At 72.1% G+C, this 25,454-nt stretch carries 23 protein-coding genes; 8 read left to right on the top strand and 15 right to left on the bottom strand.

The window, feature by feature from the left end:
• Window positions 1-35 precede the first annotated feature (35 nt).
• On the bottom strand, window positions 36-1,265 hold the full coding sequence (ilvA, locus tag OG927_RS20860) for a threonine ammonia-lyase (protein WP_330320608.1): 1,230 nt from the start codon (window positions 1,263-1,265) through the stop codon (window positions 36-38).
• A gap of 157 nt (window positions 1,266-1,422) precedes the next feature.
• Between ilvA and OG927_RS20855 the strand changes: the two genes are divergently transcribed.
• Window positions 1,423-1,953 carry a MarR family winged helix-turn-helix transcriptional regulator gene (locus OG927_RS20855; protein WP_056793694.1) on the top strand — a complete coding sequence of 177 codons (531 nt, stop codon included), beginning with the start codon at window positions 1,423-1,425 and terminating at the stop codon, window positions 1,951-1,953.
• A 260-nt stretch (window positions 1,954-2,213) separates the two neighbouring features.
• Window positions 2,214-2,405 (top strand): DUF1059 domain-containing protein, encoded by a 192-nt coding sequence (locus tag OG927_RS20850; RefSeq protein WP_056793692.1) that lies wholly within the window; start codon window positions 2,214-2,216, stop codon window positions 2,403-2,405.
• A gap of 94 nt (window positions 2,406-2,499) precedes the next feature.
• Here the strand turns inward: OG927_RS20850 and OG927_RS20845 are convergent, their stop codons facing one another.
• Window positions 2,500-3,645, bottom strand: a complete 1,146-nt coding sequence (locus OG927_RS20845; protein WP_056793690.1) for a cystathionine gamma-synthase — start codon at window positions 3,643-3,645, stop codon at window positions 2,500-2,502.
• Between the two features lie 69 nt (window positions 3,646-3,714).
• Here OG927_RS20845 and OG927_RS20840 point away from each other — a divergent pair, with 69 nt between their 5' ends.
• The 4 genes from OG927_RS20840 to OG927_RS20825 all read left to right on the top strand — a co-directional run bounded on the left by OG927_RS20840 (window position 3,715) and on the right by OG927_RS20825 (window position 7,229).
• Window positions 3,715-4,818 carry a tetratricopeptide repeat protein gene (locus tag OG927_RS20840; RefSeq protein ID WP_056794703.1) on the top strand — a complete coding sequence of 368 codons (1,104 nt, stop codon included), beginning with the start codon at window positions 3,715-3,717 and terminating at the stop codon, window positions 4,816-4,818.
• 82 nt (window positions 4,819-4,900) lie between these two features.
• Window positions 4,901-5,611 (top strand): peptide-methionine (S)-S-oxide reductase MsrA, encoded by a 711-nt coding sequence (msrA, locus tag OG927_RS20835; protein WP_057573625.1) that lies wholly within the window; start codon window positions 4,901-4,903, stop codon window positions 5,609-5,611.
• 369 nt (window positions 5,612-5,980) lie between these two features.
• Complete coding sequence (locus OG927_RS20830; protein ID WP_056793688.1) at window positions 5,981-6,619, top strand: ATP-dependent Clp protease proteolytic subunit; 639 nt, start codon at window positions 5,981-5,983, stop codon at window positions 6,617-6,619.
• A gap of 1 nt (window position 6,620) precedes the next feature.
• Window positions 6,621-7,229 carry a ClpP family protease gene (locus OG927_RS20825; protein ID WP_056793686.1) on the top strand — a complete coding sequence of 203 codons (609 nt, stop codon included), beginning with the start codon at window positions 6,621-6,623 and terminating at the stop codon, window positions 7,227-7,229.
• Between the two features lie 30 nt (window positions 7,230-7,259).
• On the opposite strand, the gene OG927_RS20820 is transcribed toward OG927_RS20825, so the two are convergent.
• The 3 genes from OG927_RS20820 to OG927_RS20810 all read right to left on the bottom strand — a co-directional run bounded on the left by OG927_RS20820 (window position 7,260) and on the right by OG927_RS20810 (window position 10,751).
• Window positions 7,260-7,643, bottom strand: coding sequence for a helix-turn-helix domain-containing protein (locus OG927_RS20820; RefSeq protein ID WP_056793684.1), 384 nt, complete (start codon window positions 7,641-7,643; stop codon window positions 7,260-7,262).
• 158 nt (window positions 7,644-7,801) lie between these two features.
• A complete protein-coding gene (locus tag OG927_RS20815) occupies window positions 7,802-9,265 on the bottom strand; it encodes an RICIN domain-containing protein (RefSeq protein ID WP_330320607.1) in 1,464 nt (487 codons plus the stop codon).
• A gap of 49 nt (window positions 9,266-9,314) precedes the next feature.
• Window positions 9,315-10,751: a pectinesterase family protein gene (locus tag OG927_RS20810; protein WP_330320606.1), complete on the bottom strand. Its 1,437-nt coding sequence runs from the start codon at window positions 10,749-10,751 to the stop codon at window positions 9,315-9,317.
• Between the two features lie 269 nt (window positions 10,752-11,020).
• On the opposite strand from OG927_RS20810, the gene OG927_RS20805 reads away from it, so the two are divergent.
• Complete coding sequence (locus OG927_RS20805; protein ID WP_330320605.1) at window positions 11,021-13,168, top strand: sigma-70 family RNA polymerase sigma factor; 2,148 nt, start codon at window positions 11,021-11,023, stop codon at window positions 13,166-13,168.
• Window positions 13,169-13,377: 209 nt separating this feature from the next.
• Here the strand turns inward: OG927_RS20805 and gdhA are convergent, their stop codons facing one another.
• From gdhA to OG927_RS20775, 6 genes are all read right to left on the bottom strand, one after another.
• The gene (gene gdhA, locus OG927_RS20800; protein ID WP_056793678.1) at window positions 13,378-14,757 is read right to left on the bottom strand and encodes an NADP-specific glutamate dehydrogenase; all 1,380 of its coding nucleotides are present in this window, start codon (window positions 14,755-14,757) and stop codon (window positions 13,378-13,380) included.
• A 265-nt stretch (window positions 14,758-15,022) separates the two neighbouring features.
• Window positions 15,023-15,190, bottom strand: a complete 168-nt coding sequence (locus OG927_RS20795) for a hypothetical protein (RefSeq protein ID WP_164494130.1) — start codon at window positions 15,188-15,190, stop codon at window positions 15,023-15,025.
• A gap of 170 nt (window positions 15,191-15,360) precedes the next feature.
• Complete coding sequence (locus OG927_RS20790; RefSeq protein ID WP_330320604.1) at window positions 15,361-16,044, bottom strand: ABC transporter ATP-binding protein; 684 nt, start codon at window positions 16,042-16,044, stop codon at window positions 15,361-15,363.
• Between the two features lie 117 nt (window positions 16,045-16,161).
• The gene (locus tag OG927_RS20785) at window positions 16,162-17,622 is read right to left on the bottom strand and encodes an ABC transporter permease (RefSeq protein WP_056793672.1); all 1,461 of its coding nucleotides are present in this window, start codon (window positions 17,620-17,622) and stop codon (window positions 16,162-16,164) included.
• A gap of 152 nt (window positions 17,623-17,774) precedes the next feature.
• Window positions 17,775-19,043: a L,D-transpeptidase gene (locus OG927_RS20780; RefSeq protein WP_056793670.1), complete on the bottom strand. Its 1,269-nt coding sequence runs from the start codon at window positions 19,041-19,043 to the stop codon at window positions 17,775-17,777.
• Between the two features lie 179 nt (window positions 19,044-19,222).
• A complete protein-coding gene (locus OG927_RS20775; RefSeq protein WP_056793668.1) occupies window positions 19,223-19,624 on the bottom strand; it encodes a hypothetical protein in 402 nt (133 codons plus the stop codon).
• A 108-nt stretch (window positions 19,625-19,732) separates the two neighbouring features.
• Here OG927_RS20775 and OG927_RS20770 point away from each other — a divergent pair, with 108 nt between their 5' ends.
• Window positions 19,733-20,053: a hypothetical protein gene (locus OG927_RS20770; RefSeq protein ID WP_056793666.1), complete on the top strand. Its 321-nt coding sequence runs from the start codon at window positions 19,733-19,735 to the stop codon at window positions 20,051-20,053.
• Between the two features lie 68 nt (window positions 20,054-20,121).
• Here OG927_RS20770 and hutH read toward each other — a convergent pair whose 3' ends face one another.
• From hutH to OG927_RS20750, 4 genes are all read right to left on the bottom strand, one after another.
• Window positions 20,122-21,693, bottom strand: coding sequence for a histidine ammonia-lyase (gene hutH / locus OG927_RS20765; RefSeq protein WP_079100810.1), 1,572 nt, complete (start codon window positions 21,691-21,693; stop codon window positions 20,122-20,124).
• Between the two features lie 69 nt (window positions 21,694-21,762).
• Entirely contained in the window at window positions 21,763-22,938 is a 1,176-nt protein-coding gene (locus tag OG927_RS20760) for a GGDEF domain-containing protein (protein ID WP_124281317.1), read from the bottom strand.
• Window positions 22,939-23,010: 72 nt separating this feature from the next.
• Entirely contained in the window at window positions 23,011-23,823 is an 813-nt protein-coding gene (locus OG927_RS20755) for an enoyl-CoA hydratase/isomerase family protein (protein ID WP_056793660.1), read from the bottom strand.
• Between the two features lie 264 nt (window positions 23,824-24,087).
• On the bottom strand, window positions 24,088-25,278 hold the full coding sequence (locus OG927_RS20750; RefSeq protein ID WP_056793658.1) for an adenylate/guanylate cyclase domain-containing protein: 1,191 nt from the start codon (window positions 25,276-25,278) through the stop codon (window positions 24,088-24,090).
• Window positions 25,279-25,454 lie beyond the last annotated feature (176 nt).

Here is a 25,454-nt window from a genome sequence, read left to right as displayed (position 1 = left end):
TGGCCGGACAGCGCGGCCCACAACCGGTTTTGCGTTCAGCGCATGACCAGGTACCCCTCGTCCCGCAGCGCGGAGGCGACGTCCTCGCAGTGCTCCGGGCCCTTGGTCTCCAGGTGCAGCTCCACCTCCGCCTCGGTGAGCCCCAGCCGGGGATCGGTCCGCACGTGGCTGATGTCGAGCACATTGGCGTCGGCCACGGACAGCGTGCCCAGGAGTGCGGCCAGCGCTCCCGGACGGTCGGTGAGCCGCAGCCGCAGGCTCAGGTACCGGCCCGCCGCGGCCATGCCGTGCGTGAGGATGCGCTGCATCAGCAGGGGGTCCACGTTGCCGCCGGACAGGACGGCGACGACCGGCCCGCGGAAGGCCCCGGGGTCGCTGAGCAGTGCCGCTACCGGGCTCGCCCCGGCCGGCTCGACGACCAGCTTCGCCCGCTCCAGGCAGAGCAGCAGCGCGCTGGAGAGCTCGTCCTCGGTGACCGTGCGCACCTCGTCGACCAGCTCCTTGATCAGCTGGAAGGGGAGATCGCCGGGCCGGCCCACCTTGATGCCGTCGGCCATGGTCTGCACGGAGTCGAGGGCCACGGGATGCCCGGCGGCCAGTGACGCCGGATAGCCGGCCGCGCCCGCCGCCTGGACTCCGACGATCCTGACGTCGGGGCGCAGCGCCTTGACCGCGACGGCGATCCCGGCGGCGAGACCGCCGCCTCCGATGCCCACGACGATCGTGCGGACCTCCGGGCACTGTTCGAGGATCTCCAGGCCCACGGTGCCCTGGCCCGCGATGATGTCCGGGTGGTCGAAGGGGTGGATGAAGACGGCCCCGTTCTGCTCGGCGTACTCCTGGGCGGCGGCGAGCGTCTCGTCCACGACGTGGCCGTGCAGCCTCACCTGTGCCCCGTACTCACGGGTCGCGGCCACCTTCGGCAGGGGAGCACCGACCGGCATGAAGACCGTCGACCGTACGCCGAGCAGTGAGGAGGCCAGTGCTACACCCTGCGCATGGTTTCCGGCACTCGCGGCCACCACGCCCGCAGCCCGCTCTACGGGGCTGAGACCGGCGATCCGTACGTACGCCCCGCGCAGTTTGAACGATCCGGTGCGCTGCAGGTTCTCGCACTTGAGGTGGACGGGCGCACCGACGAGGGCGGTCAGATGGCGGCTGCCCTCCATTCCCGTCGTCCTGGCCACCCCGGACAGCATCTTCTGAGCCCCCCGGACGTCGTCGAGGATCAGCGGCGGAAACGGGCCAGTCGTGCGGAAGGTCATGACAGCAAGTCTTGCAGCTCGGAGCGTCGCGGGCCGTCGCATCTCATGGTGGCCTGCGGTGGTGTCCACAGGTTTGTGCAGCGCTGGTACGCGTTGCCCCGTGGCCGCGTACTCTGTCCCCCACCCATCCGACACCGCACGAAGAGAGCCCCAGGCCATGCCCCCTCAGGACATGACGACTGCCGCGTCTCCTTCCGGGGGCGCAGCCCCCGGACACCCGGGAACGGACCACCTCCTCGACGCACTTCAGCACCAGGTGGCCGTCTTCGCCCGCCGCGCCGAGCAGACCCGCCTCGGCGGTGTCGGCCAGGTCCGCAACTCCATGGACCGGGCCGCCTACCTGCTGCTCAACCGGCTCGACCTGGAAGGCCCGATGGGCGTGAAGGCGCTGGCCGCGGGCATGGGGATCGACTCCTCGACCGTGACCCGTCAGGTCGCGCCGCTCGTCGACACCGGTCTGGTCAAGCGCACCTCGCACCCGGAGGACGGGCGGGCGGTCGTCCTGCAGCTGTCGCCGCGCGGCCAGGCCCGTCTGGAGGAGGTCCGTGCCTCACGGCGCGAGCTGATGTCCCAGGTGACCGGTGACTGGAGCGAGGAGGAGCGCGACACGTTCTGCGCCCTGCTCACCCGGTTCAACGCCTCGCTGGCCGCCCGCCAGGCGGCGCACCAGCCCCCGGGCGACAACTGACCGGCACCGTGGCGCCGGCACCCGGCGGCTCTCGCACCGCGGGCGGCGCGACGTGGGGCGCGGCTGCCGCGCGCACCGGGCCGTGGTGTGCCTGTCGTGGACGGCGGTCGCCGTGTGCGTGGTGCGGGCGTGGGTGACCGAGCCCCCGGACGGCACCGCCGCCTCGACGACTCCCCGCGGGGCCGGTGACGGCCGGTGTCCCCCCGGAGCGTGCGGATCTACCCTGGAAGGGACGGCACGGTCGAGCCGAGGAGGCCGTCATGACACGGAAGATCGCGGACTGCCGCAACTACCCGAGCGTCTCGAACTGCTCCCTCGCCATCACCGGCGAGGAGGACGAAGTCGTACGGGCCGCCGCCGAACACGCCGTCTCGGTCCATGAGCACACGGACAGCCCCGAGCTGCGCGATCAGATCAGGGCCTCGCTGGAGGACGAGAAGGTCGCCGTCTGACAAGCGGTACGCACGCACTGTCCGCCGGCGGAAGGCGCGGCGCACGCAACGCCACCGGCGGCCGGGGAGGTCCCCGGCCGCCGGACGCCGTCCGTCAGCCCAGCGCCTGCGTCAGGTCGGCCAGCAGGTCGTCGGCGTTCTCGATGCCGACGGACAGCCGGACGAGGTCGGCCGGCACCTCCAGCGGGGAACCCGCGGCGGACGCGTGCGTCATACGGCCCGGGTGCTCCAGCAGCGACTCGACCCCGCCGAGCGACTCACCGAGCGTGAAGAGCTTGGCGCGGTTGCAGACCTCGACCGCCGCCTCCTCGCCGCCCGCGACGCGGAAGGACACCATGCCGCCGAACGCCTTCATCTGCTTGGCGGCGATCTCGTGCCCGGGGTGCTCCGGCAGGCCGGGGTACAGGACCTGGGTGACCTTGGGGTGGCGGGTCAGCAGGTCGGCGACCTTGGTGGCGTTCTCGTCGTGCCGGTCCATGCGGACCGCGAGGGTCTTGATGCCGCGGAGCACCAGCCAGGCGTCGAACGGGCCGGCCACGGCGCCCATCGCGTTCTGGTGGTAGGCCAGCTCCTCGGCCAGCTCCGGGTCGCTGACGACGAGCGCGCCACCGACGACGTCCGAGTGGCCGCCCATGTACTTGGTGGTCGAGTGCACCACGACGTCCGCACCGAGCGCGAGCGGCTGCTGCAGGTAGGGGCTGGCGAAGGTGTTGTCGACGACGAGGCGCGCACCCGCCTGCCGTGCCACCCCCGCGACGGCCGCGATGTCGGTGATGCCGAGCAGCGGGTTCGACGGCGTCTCGACCCAGATCGCCTTGGTGCGGGGGGTGATCGCCGCCCGTACCGCGGACACGTCCGAGGTGTCGGCGACGGAGAACTCCACGCCCCAGCGGGAGGCGACCTTCGCGAACAGCCGGAACGTGCCGCCGTAGGCGTCGTTCGGGATGACCACGTGGTCGCCCGGCGTCAGCAGCGTGCGCAGGAGGCAGTCCTCCGCGGCGAGGCCGGACGCGAAGGCGAGCCCGCGACGGCCGCCCTCCAGGGCCGCCAGGTTCTCCTCCAGGGCGGTACGGGTCGGGTTGGCGCTGCGGCTGTACTCGTAGCCGCCGCGCAGTCCGCCGACGCCGTCCTGCTTGTACGTGGACACCTGGTAGATCGGCGGGACCACTGCGCCGGTGAGGGGATCCGCCGTGTTGCCGGCGTGGATCGCGAGGGTCTCGAAGCTGTGCTGGTCACTCATGAGGCCCGAGCGTAGTTCGTCTCGAGGGCACTTACGGGCCACGCCCGCCGTACGGGGACAATGGGCCGCATGGAGATTCTGTGGTTCCTGCTCGCCGTGTGCATGCTCGCCGCGATCGTCGGCCCGGTCATGCTGCGCCGTCGTGGCGGCATCCGCCAGGTCGCGCCCGGTTCCCCCGACGCCGCCGACCCCGACACGTACGGCTTCGTGCGCCAGGAGGAGCTGGACGTCCGGATGCCGGGGCCCGACCAGGACCTCCTCGACGTCCTCGACGTGGTGCAGGGCACCCAGGAGTGGCGGGCCGCCTCCCAGCTGCTGGCGGGCACGCCGAAGGAGAGCGAGACCCGGTGGCAGCGGGTGCAGGCGTTCGCCGGGGCGGCGTCCCTGGAGCTGGCGCAGCGGCCCGGTGAGGGCGGGGCGTGGCTGCGGAAGTGGCGGGCCGAGGCCCCGAAGGACGCGGGCGCCGCGGCGGTGCACGCGGAGTTCCTGGTGCAGCAGGCGTGGCGCACCGGCACGGTGGGCACCGACGACTTCCGGATCATCCTGGAGGAGGCGCGCACGGTCTGCGGCGAGGCCGCCCTGCTGGCACCGGGCGACCCGGTCCCCTACATCGTGGAACTGGCCGCCGCCCGCGGGCTGGGCTACTCCCACGAACAGTTCGACCAGCTCTGGGTGAAGATCATCGACCGTGCTCCGGCCCACATGGGTGCGCACATCGCCGCCCTGCACTTCTGGTGCGAGAAGTGGCACGGCTCCCGCGAGGAGGCCGACCGCTTCGCGACGTCGGCCGCCGCCCGCGCCCCGCAGGGCTCGCTCCTCGCGGCGCTGCCGTTGTTCGCGGTGTACGAGCACCTGCCCGAGATCACCCTGGTGCAGGGCTTCTACCGGGGTGTCGTGGTGACGAAGGCCGTCGAGGGCGCGATGTTCGCGGTGCACGCGGCCCGAGCCGACGATCCGATGCTCGCCCATGTGCGCCACCTGCTGGTCCTCTTCCTCGTCCGTATGGAGCGCTGGTCGGAGGCGGTGAACCAGCTCGTCCACATCGACGGCCACGTGGGCGCGCTGCCGTGGACGCAGAGCTCCGATCCGGCCGCCGAGTACACGGTGTACCGGGCGCTGGCCGTCGCCGGGTACGAGGCGAACGGCGGCAGCCCCGCGACGCTGCCGCAGTAGCGGCGGACGGGCGGGGCGCCGGAATCCACGGCGTCCCCTTCGTGTTGTACCGATCGAACACCGACCCCCGGAGGAGCCCCGCATGTTCCTGAGCCACCGCACCCCTCAGCTCCCCACCCCCGAGGAGGCCCTGCGCGGGCGTCCCGTCCCCGAATTCACGGTCCCGTCCCGCCACACGGTCCTGGGCAACCCGCTGACCGGCCCGTACCCGCAGGGGCTGGAGGTCGCCGACTTCGCGCTGGGCTGTTTCTGGGGTGCCGAGCGCAAGTTCTGGCAGACCGAGGGCGTGTGGACGACGCTCGTCGGTTACCAGGGCGGATACACGGAGAACCCCTCGTACGAGGAGACCTGCTCGGGTCTCACGGGCCACACGGAAGCGGTCCGTGTCGTCTTCGACCCGGAGGTCGTCGGCTACGCGGAGCTCCTGAAGCTCTTCTGGGAGTCCCACAACCCGACCCAGGGCTTCCGTCAGGGCAACGACGTGGGCACGCAGTACCGCTCGGCGATCTACACCCACTCCCCGGAGCAGGCGGAGGGCGCGGCCGCGTCCCGCGAGGCGTACCAGCAGGTCCTGACCGGTTCCGGCTTCCGCGAGATCACCACGGAGATCCTCCCGGCCGAGGGGCGGACCTTCTGGCCGGCCGAGGCCTACCACCAGCAGTACCTGGACAAGAACCCCGACGGCTACTGCGGCATCGGCGGCACGGGCGCCACCCTGGAGTTCCCGTCGGAGACGAACTGGGGCCGGGCCTGCCCCACGGGCATCGCCCCGGCGCCGACCGCCGGCGAGTGACGTGGCGGGCGGCCCGGGGCCGGGCCTGACGGCAGGGGCACTCCTCCGTCGGCGGCCACGGCCGCGGCGGCCCGCGCGCACGCCGGCCCGCATGCGCCGCCCCGGTCCGGCGCCCCTGTCACCGGCTGCTCCCGGCAGGGGTTGACGGCGTCTGCCGCCAGGTGCGCCGCGTGCTCGACCCGCTGCCGGGCGCGAGCGTTCCGAGGCCCGTCCGGACTGGGCCGCCGTCCATGTGCCGTCGCCGTGGCGGCGGCCGCGGTCTGCCCGTGGCGAATCTGCCGAGGGCCGAGATCCCTTTCGTGGCGGCCCTCCCGGGCCAAGAGTGGGGTGAGCGCGGCCGTACGGGCCGCCCCACCACCGGGAGGTCCGATGTCGCCCCACCTCGCTGCCCCACCGCGCGCCGCCGACGAGGACACGCCGTCGACCCGGTTCGACGACCACCTCGCCTCGCAGCTCCTCACGCAGCGGATCATCTTCCTGGGCACCCAGGTGGACGAGGTCTCCGCGAACCGGGTCTGCGCGCAGTTGCTGCTCCTGTCCGCCGAGGACCCGCGCACCGACATCAGTCTCTGCATCAACAGTCCCGGTGGGTCCGTGACGGCCGGGCTGGCCATCTACGACACGATGCAGCTCGTCCCGAACGACGTGTCCACCCTGGCGATGGGGTTCGCCGCGTCCATGGGACAGTTCCTGCTCACCGTCGGGACCGCGGGGAAACGGTTCGCCCTGCCCAATGCGCGGATCATGATGCACCAGCCCTCGGCCGGCATCGGCGGCACCGCGTCCGACATCGCGATCCAGGCCGAGAACCTCGCCTTCACGAAGCAGGCCGTCGAGCGGATCACGGCGGCGCACACCGGGCAGTCCGCGGAGACGATCTCCCGGGACGGTGACCGGGACCGGTGGTTCACGGCCGGGCAGGCGAAGGCGTACGGCATGGTCGACCACGTCGTCGCGTCGCTCGACGACGTGCGCCCGGCCGGCTCGCGGCGACGGACGGGGATCTGACATGAGCCAGTACACGATCCCGAGCGTCGTCGAGCGCACCCCGCTGGGCGAACGGTCCTACGACGTCTTCAGCCGCCTCCTGTCGGAGCGGATCATCTTCATCGGTACGGAGATCGACGACGGGGTCGCCAACGTCGTCATCGCCCAGCTGCTCCACCTGGAGTCGTCGAGCCCGGGGAGCGAGATCGCGGTCTACCTCAACTCCCCCGGCGGCTCGCCCACTTCGCTGATGGCTATCTACGACACGATGACCTTCGTGTCGGCCCCGATCGCGACCTTCTGCGTCGGCCAGGCGGCCTCGACCGCCGCGGTGCTCCTGGCCGGCGGCGACCCGGGGCGGCGGTTCGTCCTGGAACACGCCCGGGTGCTGCTGGGCCAGCCGGCCAGCGGCGGGCAGCAGGGCACGGTCTCCGACCTCCGGCTGCACGCCGCAGAGATGCTGAGGATCCGCTCGCAGGTCGAGGAGGTCCTGGCCCGGCACACCCCGCACGACCCGGCGACCCTGCGGGCCGACACCGACAGGGACAGGGTCTTCACGGCGCGGGAGGCGGTGGCGTACGGCCTCGCGGACGAGGTCCTCAGCCGCCGCCGGGTGCCGGGTGCCCCCTGACGCCGCCGCCGGCCGGCGCCTGACGCGGCTTCAGGCGGCCAGCCGCACCTCGCCCAGGGAGGCGCGGGCCGGGGACGTCCGGGAGGCGGCGGTGCCGCGGCGGCCGATCTCCACCTGGGCCAGGGACAGGACGTCGGCGAGCCCGAGACCGAGCGACCGGGCAGCCGCCGCGATGACCTCGGACGAGGCCTCCTTGCGGCCGCGCTCGATCTCGGAGAGGTACGGCATCGAGATCCGGGCGTCCTCGGCCACGTCCTTGAGCGTCCGCTCCTGGGCGAGCCGCTCGCGGCGCAGCACGTCCCCGACGACGTCCCGCCAGAGGGGCTCCCTGGCCGCGGGCGCGGGGCCCGGTGCCGCGGCGGGGACGGGACGCAGGGGGATGACGCGGGCGCGGTTCTGCGCGTGGCTGCTCATCGTCCCAGCCTAGGAGTGCAGGGCCCGGTGCGGGAGGTGGAAGCGTTCCGCGCCGGGCGGATCTGCTGTCCGCTAATTCGGTAGCCGGGGGCCCGGACCCGGGCGCCCGGACTCCGGACCCGGGTGCCGCACACCGGGTCCGGGCCGGGTCCTCCGTGTCAGCGGCCGATGTTCGACTGGGGGCCCGCGTACTGCTTGAGCAGGACGGGCACGTCCGCCGCCGGGTCCAGGGTGTAGCCGTAGTGGTCGGACGGCTTGAAGGTCGTCCCGTTGGTCTGCTGCTTCCCGGTGCACGAGGCGCAGATGCTGCCCGACTGGGTCAGGGACGCCGCGGAGGTGTCGTTGTAGTAGGGGTTGGCGACGTTCTGGAAGTAGGTGTTCTCGATGACGGTCCTCGAGGCGCCCCGCGAGAGGTTCCCGTACGAAGTGACGTTCTGCATGTAGTTGTTGTAGAGGTGGGCGAAGGCGACGTTGTCGATGCTGGGGTTGCGCTGGTTGGTGTCGTGGATCCAGTTGTGGTGGATGGTCATCCGGGCGGTGACGTTGTCCGTCCAGCCGATGCCGAAGGCCTTGTTCTGCTCGCCCATGACGTTCCAGGAGACGGTCAGGTGGCTGGTGTCCTTGCGGCTGTCGATGAGCCCGTCGTTCATCCGCTCGATGCGGTTGTGGTCGATCCAGATGTGGTCGGCGGTGTCCATCTGGATGCCGTCGTAGTCGTAGTCCTTGTCATCGGGATCGTCCTCGGTCATCCGTGTGTCGCGGATGGTGAGGTTGCGGATGATGACGTTGTGGACGCCGGTGCCGAGGAAGAAGCCGCCACCGACGATCTGCCCGGAGGTGCCGACGCCGACGAGGGTCTTGTCGGACTTCACCGGTATCTCGTGCCCGTACGGGGAGACCGTGATCGCCGACGCCACCTTGATGACGTACGGGGTCGAGGCGGTGGCGTACTTCACCAGGTCCGCGTAGTTCGTGACGGTGACGACCGGGCCGGCCGCCCCGCCGGTCGTGCCGCCCCCGGTGGCGGCGAAGCCGTCGGCCTTGTCGGACCAGGTGCGCCCGCCGGACACGGGCTCGAACGCCCACTGCTTGTTGCTGTTGGCGGTGCAGGTCTCCTGGATGATCGCCGCGCCGCTCGCGGTCGATGCGCCCTTGTCACTCATGCAGAGACCGCTGTTCACGTTGACGATCTGGTACGTGTCCGTCCCGCTCGGAGCCAGCGTCCACTGCTGGTTCGCCTGCGCGGCACACCCCCACTGCTGCAGCTGCACCCCGCTCACCTTCGAACCACCGGGCACATCGACGCACTTGCCGCTGCTCCTGTTCACCAGCCGGTACCGCCCCGAACCATCGGCGGCCAGCGTGAACTGCTGCCACGCCGCACCCTCCGTACAACCCCACTGCTGCAACAACGCACCGTTCGCCCCCGACGCCGCCGGCACATCGACACACTTACCGCTCTTCTTCACCACCAGTTCGTAGACCCCGCCCGCGGACGGCAGCGCCGCCGCTCCGGCCGGTGTCACCAGGCCACCGGCCAGGACACCTCCGACGGCAAGGAGCAGCGCCGTCAGCAGGGCCCCGAGCCCGATCGTCCTCCGCCTGTTCCTGTGCTTGCTCATGTTCATGTCCCTCTCTCGTACGCGGGTGTCGTGGGTGTGCGGTGCCCGGTCAGCGCACCGGGTTCCAGCCGTCCGTGCCGGCCAGGTACTTCTGGGGGGTGTGGTTCGCGGCCTGGGCGTCGGTCAGCTGCGGGCGGTTGCCGTTGACCGTGGCTCCGGCGCCGGTGTTGCGGTATTCGGCGAACCTGGCGTTCTTCCAGGAGTTGGTGGACATGTCCGTCCACGGCTGGGCGGTGGCCAGCGCCGAGGACAGTGAGGACTCCCGGTACAGCACCTGCGCGTCAGCACGCCACGGGCGACCGAGCTGGGTGGTGTTCGCCACGGCACCGGTCACGGTGGACCGGTAGAACAGGAACCCGTACGCCTTGTCCGCGGGGGTGCTCGCCGCGGTGATCGGGCCACCGGTGCTGCGCTTCTCGTGGATGGTGCAGGCGTGGAACACGGCGGTGCCGCCGCCGTAGATGAAGTCCACGGTGCCTTCGACGTAGGAGTCGACCACGTAGGTACGGGCGCTGTTGTTGACCAGGAAGGTGTCCTGGTCACCGAGCAGCCGGACGTCGTCGAGGACGGCACGGTCTGCGTCGAGGTAGAGGGCGAGGGCCTGGTCGCCGGTGTCGGAGCTGTTCTCGTCGAAGTCGTTCGCCAAGGTCAGGTTGGTGGCCCGGAAGTCGTGGCCCTTGGCGACGACGGTGGCCGAGCCCGCGGTGCCGTGATCTCCGGCGTTGCGGTTGCCGATGACGACGACATCGTCCGGCGAGTCGCCGGTGCCCTTCAGGGTGATGAAGGGCTTGTCCGCGGGTACGGTCACCTGCTCGCGGTAGGTGCCGGGCTTGATGGTGATGGTGACCGGTTCGGTGTTCCCCGTACCGATGGCGTTCACGGCGGCCTGCACGGTCCGGTAGGTGCCCGTGCCGTCGGACGCGACGGTGGCCGGGGCGGTGGATCCGCCGACCGGTCGGAACGCCCACTGCTTGTTGCTGTTGGCCGTGCAGGTCTCCTGGATGACGGCCGCGCCGTTGGCGGTCGATGCGCCCTTGTCACTCATGCAGAGACCGCTGTTCACGTTGACGATCTGGTACGTGTCCGTCCCGCTCGGAGCCAGCGTCCACTGCTGGTTCGTCTGCGCGGCACACCCCCACTGCTGCAGCTGCACCCCGCTCACCTTCGAACCACCCGGCACGTCCACGCACTTACCGCTGCTCCTGTTCACCAGCCGGTACCGCCCCGAACCATCGGCGGCCAGCGTGAACTGCTGCCACGCCGCACCCTCCGTACAACCCCACTGCTGCAACAACGCACCGTTCGCCCCCGACGCCGCCGGCACATCGACACACTTACCGCTCTTCTTCACCACCAGCTGGTACACACCGCCCGTCGCCGGCAGTTCCGCCGCACCGGCGGTCGATACCAGGCCCCCGGTCAGCAGCAGGGCGCCCGGCAGGGTGAGGGCCAGGGCGTGTCGCCTCTTGTTCGGTTTCTCGGTCATCGTTCGCTCCTCCAGGTGGTCGGGTGGCTGCGGTGCTGTGGAGCCGTAGCGCCCAGGTAGATGCGTGGGGCGGGTGGGGATGACAGAAATCCGGGAGAAACTTCCGCCGGAACCGGAGAGGCGTATGTGGCTGAAGTGATGTGAGTCGCGCATGGGCGGCTTTACGCCCAGGGGCCGTTGTGCCACGATGCGGGGCTCCGGGGCCCTTCGGCCGCTTGTTCGGGCCTTCCGGTGACCGGCCCCGAATCGACCGAGGGAGCCGGGACGGGATGGCGGACAGCGGGACCGGCCCCACGGGGCGCGGCGTTTCGGAGCTGGTGCGGGACGCCGGGAGCGGCGACTCCGGGGCGATGGAGGAACTGCTGTCCTCGCACCTGCCGTTGGTGTACGGAATCGTCGGAAGGGCGCTCAACGGCCACGCCGACGTGGACGACCTGGTGCAGGACGTGATGCTGCGGATCGTCCGCGGCCTGCCGGGGCTGCGCGAGCCCGAGCGCTTCCGCTCGTGGGCGGTGGCCATCACCTACCGGGAGATCCAGCAGCACCAGCGGCGCACGTTCCGCGACCGGTTCCGGCGCAACGAGGTGGAAGAGGTCGCCGACCCGCTCACCGACTTCGCCGAGCGCACCGTCGCCGAGCTCGAACTCACCGGGCAGCGGCGGGACCTGGCCCGGGCGGCCCGCTGGCTGGACGCGGACGACCGCCGGCTGCTCGCGCTGTGGTGGGAGGAGGAGGCCGGCCGGCTCACCCGGGCCGAGGTCGCCGTGGCCGTGGGTCTGGACCCCGGGCACACCGCGGTCCGGATCCGGCGGATGAAGGTCCGGCTGGAGGCCGCGCGGACGGTCGTCCGCGCACTGGCCGTCGCGCCGCGCTGCCCCGGGCTGGCCGACGCCGCCGCCGGCTGGGACGGCGGCACGGGTGCGCTCTGGCGCAAGCGGCTGACCCGCCATGTGCGGGGCTGCCCGCAGTGCGGGGAGCAGGGGGCGGGCCTGGTCGCGCCGGAGAAGCTGCTGCCCGGACTGGGGCTCGTACCGTTGCCCGGCGGGCTGCTGGACGGGATGCGGCACGCCGTGGAGACGGCGTCCGTGGTCGGGCGGACGGTCGCCGGACGGGTCCGCGACCACGTCACGGCGAAGTCGGTGACGGCGTCGGTGGCCGTGCTCGCGGTGGTCACCGGAGGTCTGACCTACCCGGTGTGGCACGCCCCCGCCCCGTCACCGCGGGCGGCACCGCCGGCCGCGGGCCCTCCCGCGCAGCGGGCCGCCCCGGCGCCGTCCCGTCCGGCCCCGGTGCGCATCCCCGCGGCCCCGGCGTCCGGCAGTCCCTCGGCGGCGGCGACGTCCGCGGGCAGGACCGGGGGCGCGATCGGGGTGACCCGTGCGGACATCTATCTCGCGCCCGACGGGTCGGACTCCGGGGACGGCAGCCGGACCCGGCCGTACGCCACGCTCGGCAAGGCCGCGTCGGTGGTGCGCCCCGGGCAGACCATCGCGATGCGCGGGGGCACGTACCGCCCGGACCGGGGCGTGGCCCTCACGACGGACGGCGCGGCCGGCCGTCGCATCACGCTCAGCAACGTCCGGGGCGAACGGCCGGTGATCGACGCGTCCGCCGTCCCCGCGTCGGACTGGGCGGTCACGCAGCAGGCGGACCACTGGACCGTGCAGGGGCTGGAGATCCGGGGTTCGGCAAGTCACGCGTACGTCTGCCGGGGCTGTCGGAACACCGTGTTCAGGGGGCTCTCCCTGCACCACAACGCCAAGTCCGGGCTCACCCTGCGCGACGCCGGTACGGAGGACAACTCCGTGCTCGACAGCGACTTCCACTCCAACGGACCGAAACCGGGGGGCGGGGTCGGCCTGGGCGTCAAGTTCGGCTCCGGCGGGGGCAACGTGGTCCGGGGGTGCCGTGCCTTCGGCAACGGGGCCGACGGGATCGACCTCGGCGGGTTCACCACCCCGGTGACCGTGGAGAGTTCCTGGTCCTACCGCAACGGGAACGGCTTCACCCTCGGCGGGGGCGGCACCACCGCCGAGGTGGCGCACGTGCTCACCGACGACGCCGCGTGGGACAACACCGGGCTGGGCTTCAACGACGAGGGGAACGCGGGCGCCGTCCGCCTGACGCGCAACACCGCCTTCCGCAACGGCACCGGCTTCTACCTGCCCAGCGCGTCCGCCGTGCTGACCGCCAACGCCGCCGTCGGCAACGCCGAGGGGCCCGAGCCCGTGCTCGCGGACGCCGCCCGGTCCGAGGGCAACACCTGGGACGGCGGGGGCGCGGGCCCTTCGATGTTCGCCACCACCGACTCCGCCACGGCCGAGTCGCCCCGCACCGCCGACGCCGCCCTGCCCCGGACCGCGTTCCTCGCCCCGGACGGGCAGGTGCCCGGAGCGCGCATGGCCGCCGCGGGCTGAGAGCGCCTCCCCGCGGATGCGCTCTCCTTGCGGAACCGTGGCCCCGGCGGGGCCGGTGCACCCGTGACGGGTGCCGCTCGGCCATGCGGCCGGGGGCCGGGGTCGTGTCGGACACCCGCCCGGCCTGCTCGTCCGTGTGCGCGGACGCGGGCAGGGGGCCCGGGGCGGGCGCGCGCCGCGCCCCGGGCCGTCACCGCGTGGGCCGCGGCTCAGATCAGACCCTGCGCGAGCATCGCGTCCGCGACGAGCTCGAAGCCCGCGATGTTCGCGCCCACCACGTAGTTGCCGGGGCTGCCGTAGCGCTCGGCGGTGGTGTAGCAGGAGTCGTGGATGTGACGCATGATCTCCGCGAGGCGCTGCTCGGTGTGGGCGAAGGTCCACGAGTCGCGCGAGGCGTTCTGCTGCATCTCCAGGGCGCTGGTGGCTACGCCGCCCGCGTTGGCGGCCTTGCCGGGGGCGAAGGCGACACCCGCGTCCTGGAACACGCGGACGGCCTCGGGTGTGGTGGGCATGTTGGCGCCCTCGGCGACGGCCTTGACCCCGTTGCGTACGAGGGTCAGCGCATCGGCCTCGTGCAGTTCGTTCTGGGTGGCGCAGGGCAGCGCCACGTCCACGGGGACGCTCCAGACGCCGGTGCCCTCGACGTACCGCACGTGGGCGCCGCGGCGCTCGGCGTACTCGGAGACGCGGCCGCGGCCCGTCTCCTTGACCTCCTTGAGCAGGGCGAGGTCGATGCCCTTCTCGTCGACGACGTAACCGCCGGAGTCCGAGCACGTGATGACGGTCGCGCCGAGCTGCTGCGCCTTCTCGATCGCGTAGATCGCGACGTTGCCCGAACCGGACACGGCGATGCGCCGGCCGTCGAGGCTGTCGCCCTGGCTGCGGAGCATTTCGGCGGTGAACAGCACGCAGCCGTAGCCGGTCGCCTCGGTCCGCACCAGAGCGCCGCCCCAGCCGAGGCCCTTCCCGGTGAGGACGCCGGACTCGTAGCGGTTGGTGATCCGCTTGTACTGGCCGAACAGGTAGCCGATCTCGCGGCCGCCCACACCGATGTCACCGGCGGGGACGTCGGTGTACTCGCCCAGGTGGCGGTGGAGTTCGGTCATGAAGGACTGGCAGAACCGCATGATCTCGGCATCGGAACGGCCCTTGGGGTCGAAGTCCGCGCCGCCCTTGCCGCCGCCGATCGGCATGCCCGTGAGGGCGTTCTTGAAGATCTGCTCGAAGCCGAGGAACTTCACGATCCCGAGGTTGACCGAGGGGTGGAAGCGCAGCCCGCCCTTGTACGGGCCGAGCGAGCTGGAGAACTCGACGCGGAAACCGCGGTTGACGTGGATGTCGCCGGAGTCGTCCGACCACGGCACCCGGAAGATGAGCTGCCGCTCGGGCTCGCAGATCCGCTCGATGATCCGCGCGTCCACGAACTCCGGTCGCTGCGCCAGGACCGGGCCGAGGGTTTCGAGGACTTCGCGGACCGCCTGGTGGAACTCCCTCTCGCCCTGGTTGCGCCGGAGGATCTGGGCGTAGAGCGGCTCGATGACACGGCTCTCGGCGGTGTGCGGGGTGACGGAATCGGAGCTGGCCGGCATCTGATCAAGACCTTCCGTGGGTGGGCGTCATGCGCGTCGGCGCTCCCGTCCCTGGGGCGCCGCGAGTCCCCCTCCCGGAGGAGAGCCCCACGGAAGCGACGCTGCTCCCGGGAACGTACGGAACCTCTGCACCGGCCGATTGTCCCAGTACCCACCGAAGATCTTCGTCGGCATCCACATGCCGGTCGCGGGTCACCCCGCGCGCGGGGCCTCTGGTGCGGCGGAACTCACAGCCGGACGGGCTCGGGTGTGAGGGTACCGGCGCTCAGGACTCACGCGGACCGCGCAGCATCCAGAGTCCGGCGCCGGAGCCGAGGACGACCACGCCCGCGCAGATGCTGAGGGCGAGCCGCAGTCCGCCGTCCTCGGTGAGGTTGAGGAAGACGTTCGCGACGAGGGCGACGCAGAGAGAGGTGCGGAGCAGGGCCTTCACGGGTTCCTCCATGGTGGGTGAGGTCTCCGAGTCTTCCGTCCTCCCCCGGCCCCCGCGAGGGTGCACACCCCCGGACCAGGGGTGGAGCGCACTGCACCCCTCACCCCCGGAACACCCGAGGCCCGCCCCTGGGGGCGGGCCTCGGAGCGTGCTCGGGGCGCGGGGCGTGGTCAGGCCGCCGCGTTCTCCGTCACCGTGACCCGGCCCTTGCGGATGGTGGCCACCCGCGGTGCCTTGCGGGCGATGGAGCTGTCGTGGGTGACCATGACGAAGGTCAGCCCGTGCTCCTTCCACAGCCCGTCGAGCAGGTCCATGATCTCGTCACGCATGGACTCGTCCAGGTTGCCGGTGGGTTCGTCGGCGAGCAGCACCTTCGGCCGCTTCACCAGTGCCCGGGCGATCGCGACGCGTTGCTGCTGCCCGCCGGACATCTCGCTCGGCAGGTGCGTGGGGCGGTCGCCGAGACCGACGGATTCGAGGGCCTCCGCGGCCCGCTCCCGGCGGGTCTTCGCGCCGAGCCCGAGGGGGACGAGCGCGGTCTCGACGTTCTCCTGGGCGGTGAGCGTGGGGATCAGGTTGAAGCTCTGGAAGACGAAGCCGATGGACTCGGCCCGGACCTTGGTGAGCCGGGACTCGGGCAGCTTCGCCAGATCGACACCGTCGAGCTCGATCGTGCCCGCGGTCGGCCGGTCGAGCCCGCCGAGCATCTGGAGGAGGGTGGACTTGCCGCCGCCGGTCGGACCCTGGATGACGAGCCTGCCGCCGTCCTCGATGGTCAGGTCGACACCGGCGAGGGCGTCGACGGCGGTCTTGCCGCGCATGTAGCGCTTGGTGACGCCACTGAGCTGGTACACGTGTGGACTCCTGCTGTACGTACGGAGGGGAGGGGCCGGGCGGCGTCCCGACGCGGGCCGGCGGTGTCCGGGGCGCGCCCGGGACTACGGGGTCCGGGGTGCGCGCCCCGGGCGGAGCTACTCGACGCGGCGCAGGGCGTCGGCCGGGCGAAGCCGGGAGGCCCGCCAGCCGCCGAAGGCGCCCGCGACGAGCCCGCCGGCCACGGCCAGGGCGACGGCGGTCAGGATCGTGGTGAGGGAGACCGGGGCGGTCAGTGCGATGTCGAGGGTCCTGGCCGCGGTCTGGCGGCCGGGGCCGCCGCCGCCCATCGGGCCACCGCCCCCGCCCATGCCGCCTCCTCCGCCGCCGCCCGAGGAGCCGAGCTGGGCGGTGAGGGTGGGGCTGACTGCGGTGACGGCGTACGCGCCGGCGAGACCGACGGCGATGCCGAGGACACCGCCCATGAGGCCGTTGACGAGGGCTTCACCGATGACCTGGCGGGTGACGCGGCCGCTCTTCCAGCCGAGCGCCTTGAGGGTGCCGAACTCCCGTACGCGGCGGCTGACCGCCGACGAGGTGAGCAGCCCCGCGACGAGGAAGGCCGCGATCAGTACGGCGATGGAGAGCCACTTGCCGACGCTGGAGGCCAGGTCGGAGGCGGTGGACAGGGAGCCGGAGACCGTGTCGGCGAGGTCGGCGGAGGTGGTGACCGTCGTGCCGGAGATGTTCTTCTGGATGGCGGCCTTGACGGCGTCGATCTGCTGCGAGTCCGCGGCCTTGACGTAGACCGTGGTGACCTTGTCCTTGGCGTCGGCGACGGTCTGCGCCTGCTTCAGCGGGATGTAGACGTTGGCGGCGGCGTCGCCGCTGTCGGCCGTCGAGATGCCGACGATCGTGTACGTGGTGCCGGAGATCGTGACGGTCTTGCCGACCGCGAGTTCCTTCTCCTCGGCGTACGCGGCGTCGACGACCGCGACCTTCGCGTCGGTCTCGGCGGCCTTGAACGTACGGCCCTCGGTGAGGGTGGAGGAGGTCAGCGGACCGAGGTCCTGCCGGGTGACGTCGGTGCCGTACACGGTGAAGGAGTTGACGTCGAAGGAGGCGCCACCGCCCTGCACCTCGCCCTGCGGCTGGCCGCCCCCGCCGCCGGGGCCGCTCCGGCCCGCGCTCTCGTCCTGCTTGAACTCGCCGCGCTGGAACTGGCCGTCGACCTTCATGACGGTCAGGCTGAGCCCGCCGACGGCGTCCGCGACGCCGTCCTGCCTGCCGACCTCGGTGACGGTGGCGGAGGCCAGCGTCTGGAAGCCCTGGACCATGACCCGGTCGGTGCTCTGGGTCGCCTCGTCGTCGTCCTTGGCGTCGAACTCGAACCGGGGGCGTTCGGTGCCCGACCCCTGGGCGGCGGCGGCCTTGGTCACGGTCATGTCCGTGCCCAGGCCGTACAGCGATTCCAGGACCTTGTCCTGGGCCTTGCCCATGCCCGAGGAGACCGAGCTGACGATGATGACCAGCGCGATGCCGAGGGCGAGCCCCGAGGCGACGACGAGCGCCGCCTTTCTGCGGCGGCGCAGCTCGCGCCGGAGGTAGGTGAAGAACATGGCGCGAAGGTATGGAGCGGGCGTGATGAGGAGTTAAGTCTGCGATGAGAGCCGGATGAGAACCCTGCGGGCCCGCATACGCCGAAGGCGGCGGCACCCGGTGGACCGGGTGCCGCCGCCTTCGGAGCGGGGGATGGGGCTCGGTTGCGCGATCAGGCCTCGGAACCGGCCGTCCACTCCGACCAGCTCATGTTCCAGCCGTTGAGGCCGTTGTCCGGGGAGATGGTCTTGTCCGGGGAGTTCTTGACGATGACCACGTCGCCGATCATCGAGTTGTTGTAGAACCAGGCACCGGCCGTACCGGGGTCGTCGGCGCCCTTCGTGTCGGACAGGCCGACGCAGCCGTGGCTGGTGTTGGCGCTGCCGAAGATCGACTTGGCGCCCCAGTAGTTGCCGTGGATGAAGGTGCCCGACGTGGACAGGCGCATGGCGTGCGGCACGTCCTTGATGTCGTACTCGCCCTTGCCGTCGTCGTCCGTGAAGCCGACCGTGGCGCCGTCCATCCGGGTCTCCTTGAACTTCTCGGAGATCACCATCTTGCCGTTGTACGTCGGGTTGTCCGACGAACCGGCCGAGATCGGGATGGTCTTGATGGTCTTGCCGTCCTGGGTGACGGTCATGGTGTGCGCCTTGGCGTCCACGGTGGAGACCTGGTTGCGGCCGACCTTGAAGGTGACCGTCTTCTGCTGCACGCCCACGACGCCGTCGGCGCCCTCGACACCGTCCAGCGCCAGCTTCAGCGTGACGGTGGAACCGCCCTGCCAGTAGTCATCGGGGCGCAGGTCCAGACGCTGGGCGTTGAACCAGTGGCCGACGACCTCCTGGCCGCTGCTCGACGTCACGGTGATGCCGTCCTGGACGGCCTTCTTGTTCGTGATCGCCTTGTTGAAGTTGATCGAGACGGGCATGCCGACGCCGACGGTGGAACCGTCCTCGGGCGTGAAGTTCCCGATGAAGCTGTCCTCGGGCGAGACGGTGGTGAAGGAGCTGTTGGCGTGTGCCTCGCGCTTCTTCGAGTCGGCCGCCGTGGCGCTGATCTTGTACGTGGTCGAGCGTTCCAGCTGACCGGTGGGCTTCCAGCTGGAGCCGTCGGCGGCGAGGGTGCCCTCGACCGGGTCCCCGGCCGACGTGGTCATCGTGACCTCGGTCAGCTTGCCCTTGGCCACGGTGACCATGGCGGACTTGTTGATACTCGCGTTGGTGGCACCGTTCTTCGGCGCGATCGTTATCTGCGCCTCGGAGGCGTCCTTGGCGGCCGCCTCGTCCACCTGTGCCTGCGACGTCTTCGAACTGCCGGCACTCGTGTTCCCCGTGCCGCCGTCGTCACTGCAGGCCGAAAGCACCAGCACGCCGCCGAGCAGTGCGGACGCGGCCACGAGACCCCTGCGCCGCTTGCTGTCCGTCATCACACGCTTCTCCATCGTTGCCGTATCCCCAAATCCCCGGACGGGGTCGCCGGACGGCGATCCCCCGTCAATGTTCCAAGAACACCCTCTACGGGTCTTCCGTTCCACATCCGCCGAAGATGTGGGGAACACCACTCATCGACGCATCCATGGCCGCGGCGGTTCCCGCGGGCCGGTACACCTGCCGGGCGGTGTCAGCGGACCGTCGCGCCGCCGCCCTCTTCGTCACCCGTCTCATTGTCCTCGATCCCGTAGTACGCCTCGTCGCCGTCCTCCCCGGCCGTCCAGTCCTCGGCGTCCGGGTCGTAGTCGATCGTCTCGCTGCTCCAGGAGGCCTGGGCCAGCTCGACCCCGGGCACCTGGGCCACCAGGTCGAAGGGGTCGATCAGTGACGCGAGGGCCTCCGCACCGTCTTCCCTGACCGTCTCCTCGGCATGCGTACGCTCCTCGGCCGACTCGTCGGCCGCGGGGCCCGAGGCCGTGAAATCGGCGGCGATGCTCTCGAGCGCCGTGCCGGTCAGCGCGTCGGGATCGGTGATCTGCAGGACCATCTCCACGCGAAGCCGAACAAATGCCGTTGTCTCTGAAGTGCTCATACGCCGGAGCGTAAGGCTCCCGGGACCTGCGGGTTTCCTCCGACCCGCTGCTTTGCTTAGCATCGGCGCACGGGGCTAACTGATGGCTGTCGCAAGGGGATCGATTCTGTGTCCATCGCTCGTCGCACGCTGCTGACCTCCACAGCGGCAGGCACCCTGCTCTGTGCTCTCTGGTTCGTCCCCTCCGCGAACGCGACGGACGGATCAGAGCCGCAGGGCGGTTCCACCGGCTCGGCCGCCGGCTCCTCGGCGCCGGTCAGGCAGACCGGTTCCGCCGGGGACACCGGCACACAGGAGGTGCTCGCCGAAACGGGTGCCGGGGTGGACACCACCCCGTATCTGATCGGCGGTACGGCCTTCCTGTGCATCGGCGCGGGATTCGTCGCCCATTCGGTACGCCGGGGCGGCACGCTGAGCACCGGTTTCTGACACCACACACAAGGGAGGAGGGCCGTCGCACCCGTGCGGCGGCCCTCCTCCCTTACCGGCCCCGCGGGTCAGGCCAGGGGCCCGGTCACGCTCTCCGCGGCGGCGACGAGCTTCCCCTCCCGCACGAAGGCGTCCGCGGCGGCGAGATCGGGCGACAGGAAGCGGTCGGGTCCCGGCCCCTGGACACCGGCGGCCCGGAGCGCCTCGATGACGGCGAGCGAGGCGGGCGCGGGGGACATGCCCTCGGCGACGCGCAGTTCGACGGCGCGGGCGGCCGCGTACAGTTCGACGGCCACGATCCGCGCGAGGCAGTCGACGGCGGTCCGCAGCTTGCGCGCGGCGGACCAGCCCATGGAGACGTGGTCCTCCTGCATGGCGGAGGACGGGATCGAGTCGACGGAGGCCGGGACGGCGAGCCTCTTCATCTCGCTGACCAGGGCGGCCTGCGTGTACTGCGCGATCATCAGCCCGGAGTCGACCCCGGCGTCGTCGGCGAGGAACGGCGGCAGGCCGTGCGACCGGTTCTTGTCCAGGAGCCGGTCGGTGCGGCGCTCGGTGATCGAGCCGAGGTCGGCGGCGACGATCGCCAGGAAGTCGAGCACGTAGGCGACGGGCGCGCCGTGGAAGTTGCCGTTGGACTCCACGCGTCCTCCCCCGGCACCGGAGGCGCCCCCTCGCAGCACGACGGGGTTGTCGATGGCGGAGGCCAGCTCCCGGTCGGCGACGAGCCGCCCGTGTGCGAGGGTGTCCCGCCCTGCGCCGTTGACCTGGGGCGCGCAGCGTACGGAGTAGGCGTCCTGGACCCGGGGAGCGTCGTCCTGGTGGTGGCCCGTGAGGCCGGATCCGGCGAGGACGCGCAGCATGTTGTCGGCGGAGGCGCCCTGGCCGGGGTGGGGCCGGATGGCGTGGAGCTCCGGGGCGAGGACCCTGTCCGTGCCGAGGAGGCCCTCCAGGGAGAGCGCGGCGGTGATGTCGGCACCGGTGTAGAGGTTCTCGAGGTCCGCGACGGCCATCACGAGCATGCCGAGCATGCCGTCCGTGCCGTTGAGGAGGGCGAGGCCCTCCTTCTCTCGCAGTTCCACGGGCGTGATGCCGTGCGCGGCGAGGAGCTCGCCGGCGGGGCGTACGACGCCGTCGGGCCCCTCCGCGTCGCCCTCACCCATGAGGGTCAGGGCGCAGTGCGACAGCGGGGCGAGGTCGCCGGAGCAGCCGAGCGAGCCGAATTCGTGGACCACGGGGGTGATGCCCGCGTTGAGCACGTCGGCCATGGTCCGGGCGACCTCGGGGCGCACGCCGGTGTGGCCGGAGGCGAGGGTCTTCAGCCGCAGGAACATCAGCGCCCGCACGACCTCGCGCTCGACGTGGGGGCCCATGCCCGCAGCGTGGGAGCGGACGATGTTGCGCTGCAGCTGCGCGCGGAGATCCGGGCTGATGTGCCGGCTGGCGAGGGCGCCGAAGCCGGTGGAGACGCCGTAGACCGGCTCGGGCTCGGCTGCGAGGGCGTCGACGATCTCGCGAGCGGCGGCAAGGGCTTCGACGGCGGCAGCGGAGAGCTCGACCCGGGCGCCCCCGCGGGCCACGGCGATGACGTCCTCGGCGGTGGTACCGGACGTCCCCACCACGACTGTATGCATATCCATATTCAGAAGCCTACGGACTGAAACCCTGCATGTCACCAGCGGTCGTGGGGTTGCCTCCCCACCGCTCCGTCACCGCGCATCCGGGGGCGGACTTGGCGGACTGCCCCGCAGTCCGCGCCGGTCGTGCGGGGAGCCGGGAGGATGGTCGGCGAGCCGGAGCACCTCGCCGTCCCGCCCCGCCACCACCGGTTTCCGGGAGTGCGCCCCCTTCGCCCGGTACTGGGCGGCGTCCGCCAGCCGGAAGAGCCGGCGCGCGGACCGGACGGGGCCGATGTCGTCGCCGGTCGAGGCGACCCCGCAGGCGACCCCGTCGCCGAGCTCGAGGGCGACGGCCCGCGCGCACAGCTCCTCGGAGACCCGGACCACGTCGTCCGCCGCGGGCCCCACGGCCAGCAGGCAGAACTCGTCCCCGCCCAGCCGTGCCGCGAGGGCGTCGGTGAGCATCGCCCCGCAGAGCGACAGCACGGAGCCGAATCGTTCCAGCAGGCGGTCGCCGACGGCGTGGCCGTGGGTGTCGTTGACGGCCTTGAGGCCGTTCAGATCGCAGACGACCAGGCTGACCACGATCCCTTCGGCATGGTGCCGCTCCACCGCCTCGTCGAGCCGGATGTCGACGGCGCGGCGGTTGGCGAGGCCGGTCAGCGGGTCGGTGAACGCCAGCTTGCGGACCTCCTCCAGCCGCTCGGTCTGCGCGAGGCCCGCCGCGACGACGGCGGCCAGCACGGTCGCGAAGTCCGCGTCGTCCCGGTCGAAGACCGGCACGCCGGCCGCGCGCGCCACGTACAGCTCGCCCCAGGCCCGCCCGTGCATCACGATCGGCGCCACCACGCAGCAGCCCCGCCCGCGCCGCCGCAGGGCCGCGACCCGCTGGTGGCAGTACGGCCTGGCTCCCCGCGCCGGGGCCCCGACGGCCGGAACGCCGTTCGCGGTCTCCACCCAGGCGTCCGGTTCACCGCCGCCCGCCCAGCGCTCGTGCAGGAATTCGGTGATCTCCGGGAACTGGTGCACGGGGTAGGCCTCCTCCTCGGGGAACTCCTCCTCCCCCTCGGCCCGCTCCCCCGCGTTCACCAGCACCCGCAGCCTGCCGCGGTCCCGCTCCCACACGGAGAGGGCGGCGAAGGTGCCTCCCAGCGCCTCGGCCGCCCCCCGCGCAGCCGCCAGCCACGACTCGCGCGGGGTGCAGGCCGCCGCCATCGACTGCGCGAGCGACACCACGGCCCGCAGCCGCACCTCATCACCACCCATTGCCCCAGCTTAGGGAGGTTCATCGGCTTTTGATCAGTCGGCAGCGCTGATGATCTTCGTGGCTGCCCCGGCTCACTCGCCGGGCCAGTTCGGCTTCCGCTTCTCGTTGAACGCGGCGACGCCCTCGGCCCGGTCGCCGGAGAAGGCCACCGACCGCCAGGCCGCGTCCTCCACCTCCAGCCCGGCACGCAGGTCCAGACCCTGCCCGAGCCGCAGCGCCCGCTTCGCCGCCCGCAGGCCGACCGGGGAGTTGGCGGCGATCCGGCCCCCGAGCGCCAGCGCCTCCTCCCGGTCCCGCCCCGCGTCGACCAGCTCGTCGACCAGCCCCAGCTCCCGGGCCTCGGCCGCCTCGACCCGCCGCGCGGTGAAGACCAGCTCGGCGGCGCGCGCCGCACCGACCCGGCGGGGCAGCAGCTGCGTACCGCCGCCGCCGGGGATGACGCCGACGGACACCTCGGGCAGCCCCACCACGGCCGTGCGGTCGGCCACGATCACGTCGCAGGCCAGCGCGAGCTCGAAGCCCCCGCCGAGGGCGAAGCCGTGCACGGCGGCGACGACCGGCATCGGCAGTTCGAGCACCCCGGTGTAGGCGGCCCGCGCGGTGGGGCGCTGCCGCACCAGCTCGGCGTCGGAGAAGGAGTTCCGCTCCTTGAGGTCCGCACCCACGCAGAACGCGCGCTCGTGACTGGAGGTGAGCACGGTGACGCGCACATCCGGGTCGGCACCGAGCGCGGCACAGGCGGCACCGATCGAGCGGGCCATGTCGGTGGACACGGCGTTCATCGCCCGGGGCCGGTCGAGCACCAGCTCGGCCACGTGCTCCAGGCCCTCGTGCCGCCGCACGACGACGAACTCCCCGAACCGCTGCTCCGACGTGACGGTCATGCTGCACCCCTCCGGTTAACGAGCGTTACCGGGGGATCCTAGGCGCAGGCCCGCCCCACGGGGCCTCCAGCCCGCACATCCCGACCCGCCCGCTCCACACCGGCCCGACACCGGCCCCCGCCTTCGAAGCCGGTCCGGCGCCCCCGAGCACACGCGGCCCACCCGAACCCGCCCGGCGACCGAGGGCGAAAGGGCAGGGAACGGAGCCCGGGCACGGGGAGGCGCGGGGACGGCCCGATGCGGCTCCGGCCGCACCCGCACCGCTCAGCGCGGCCCCCGCCGCGCAAGCAGCCAGGGCTCCACGACACCGAGCCCCCGCACCGGCCGCTGCCACATCGGCTGCAGCCCGAAGCGGTACGTCGGCAGCGGGGCCTCATCGATCTGGCGGCCCTCCTTCTCGGCTTGCCGGGCCCGCTCGGCCGCCGCCGCGACCTCCTCGGCCGCCTGCGCCTCGGAGGCGGGCGCGTCCCCGGTCCGCGTCAGCTCCTTGGCGAACGCGCCGTCGACCAGCACGGCGTCCTTCGGCGCTATCGACGTGAGCCGGCTGGCCAGATTCACCGTCGTACCGAAGACGTCCCCCATGCGGGTGGTGACCGTGCCGAAGGCGATGCCGACCCGCAGCGCCGGCATCGTGGTGTCCTGGGCCATCGCCTCGACCAGCCGGAGCGCTATCTCGCCCGCCGTGCCCGCGTCGTCCGCGGCGAACAGGACCTCGTCGCCGAGCGTCTTGATCAGCCGCCCGCCATGGGCGGCGACCAGGTCGGCGGAGGTCGTCTCGAAGGCCTCGACCAGCTCGCCGAGCTCCTCCTCCTCGAGCCGACGGGTCAGCCGGGTGAAGCCCACCAGGTCGGCGAACCCCACGGCGAGCCGCCGGTCGACCATCTCCTCGTCGTCCCCGGTCTGCACGACCCGGCCCGTGGCGGCGGCCAGCTGGCGTCGCCACACGTACACCAGGAACTCCTGCAGCTCGGGCAGGAGCAGTTCGATCAGCGGATACGTGACCTCGGTGCGGGTCATGCCGGGCTCGGGGGGCTCGGTCAGCCCGGCCAGGAAGGAGTCGATCTGCCATTCCGCCAGCCGGGCGGTGGTCTGCCCGGTCGACCGGGCCACCTGGATCGCCATCGGCTCGCTGAGCAGCCCGGCCTCCACCAGACCGGCGAGGCGGCGCAGTGCCAGCACGTCGGCCTCGGTGAGCGCCTTGGCCTGTCCGATGTCGGCGAAGCCCATGGCCCGCCAGAAACGGGACGCCAGGTCCATGGAGACCCCGGCGGTCCTGGCTGCCTGGAAGGGCGTGTAGCGGCGGTCGGCCCCGAGGATCAGGGCCTCCAGCCGGATGGCGAGCGGGTCGTCACTCGGCTCGGCCGTGTGGTCGACCTCGTGGTGCGGTGTCGAGTGGACCGGGGGTCCCGACGAGGGCTCCACGCCGTCGCCGGAGTTCGTGTCGTCGACGGTCACCGGCCGCCTCCTGCCCGTTCCCTGGCCACTGCCCTGCCGATCTGTTGCTGGATCGCCTCAACGATACGGCAGGTGTGCCCTGGCTCACGTCTCCGGTCACCCGCTTCGGGTGCGTCACGGGTGGCATCACCCGTCCGTGCGGCCCCTCCGGCTCCGGACGTGCGCCCGGCGCCGCC

Source organism: Streptomyces clavifer, assembly GCF_036345975.1.
Taxonomy (GTDB): Bacteria; Actinomycetota; Actinomycetes; order Streptomycetales; family Streptomycetaceae; genus Streptomyces; species Streptomyces clavifer.
This window is presented reverse-complemented; position numbering and strand designations above follow the sequence as displayed.

Coding starts and splice junctions, on each gene's coding strand:
- ilvA (WP_330320608.1), bottom strand. CDS start 1,265: ATGACCTTCCGCACGACTGGCCCGTTTCCGCCGCTGATCCTCGACGAC.
- OG927_RS20855 (WP_056793694.1), top strand. CDS start 1,423: ATGCCCCCTCAGGACATGACGACTGCCGCGTCTCCTTCCGGGGGCGCA.
- OG927_RS20850 (WP_056793692.1), top strand. CDS start 2,214: ATGACACGGAAGATCGCGGACTGCCGCAACTACCCGAGCGTCTCGAAC.
- OG927_RS20845 (WP_056793690.1), bottom strand. CDS start 3,645: ATGAGTGACCAGCACAGCTTCGAGACCCTCGCGATCCACGCCGGCAAC.
- OG927_RS20840 (WP_056794703.1), top strand. CDS start 3,715: ATGGAGATTCTGTGGTTCCTGCTCGCCGTGTGCATGCTCGCCGCGATC.
- msrA (WP_057573625.1), top strand. CDS start 4,901: ATGTTCCTGAGCCACCGCACCCCTCAGCTCCCCACCCCCGAGGAGGCC.
- OG927_RS20830 (WP_056793688.1), top strand. CDS start 5,981: ATGTCGCCCCACCTCGCTGCCCCACCGCGCGCCGCCGACGAGGACACG.
- OG927_RS20825 (WP_056793686.1), top strand. CDS start 6,621: ATGAGCCAGTACACGATCCCGAGCGTCGTCGAGCGCACCCCGCTGGGC.
- OG927_RS20820 (WP_056793684.1), bottom strand. CDS start 7,643: ATGAGCAGCCACGCGCAGAACCGCGCCCGCGTCATCCCCCTGCGTCCC.
- OG927_RS20815 (WP_330320607.1), bottom strand. CDS start 9,265: ATGAGCAAGCACAGGAACAGGCGGAGGACGATCGGGCTCGGGGCCCTG.
- OG927_RS20810 (WP_330320606.1), bottom strand. CDS start 10,751: ATGACCGAGAAACCGAACAAGAGGCGACACGCCCTGGCCCTCACCCTG.
- OG927_RS20805 (WP_330320605.1), top strand. CDS start 11,021: ATGGCGGACAGCGGGACCGGCCCCACGGGGCGCGGCGTTTCGGAGCTG.
- gdhA (WP_056793678.1), bottom strand. CDS start 14,757: ATGCCGGCCAGCTCCGATTCCGTCACCCCGCACACCGCCGAGAGCCGT.
- OG927_RS20785 (WP_056793672.1), bottom strand. CDS start 17,622: ATGTTCTTCACCTACCTCCGGCGCGAGCTGCGCCGCCGCAGAAAGGCG.
- OG927_RS20780 (WP_056793670.1), bottom strand. CDS start 19,043: ATGGAGAAGCGTGTGATGACGGACAGCAAGCGGCGCAGGGGTCTCGTG.
- OG927_RS20775 (WP_056793668.1), bottom strand. CDS start 19,624: ATGAGCACTTCAGAGACAACGGCATTTGTTCGGCTTCGCGTGGAGATG.
- hutH (WP_079100810.1), bottom strand. CDS start 21,693: ATGGATATGCATACAGTCGTGGTGGGGACGTCCGGTACCACCGCCGAG.
- OG927_RS20760 (WP_124281317.1), bottom strand. CDS start 22,938: ATGGGTGGTGATGAGGTGCGGCTGCGGGCCGTGGTGTCGCTCGCGCAG.
- OG927_RS20755 (WP_056793660.1), bottom strand. CDS start 23,823: ATGACCGTCACGTCGGAGCAGCGGTTCGGGGAGTTCGTCGTCGTGCGG.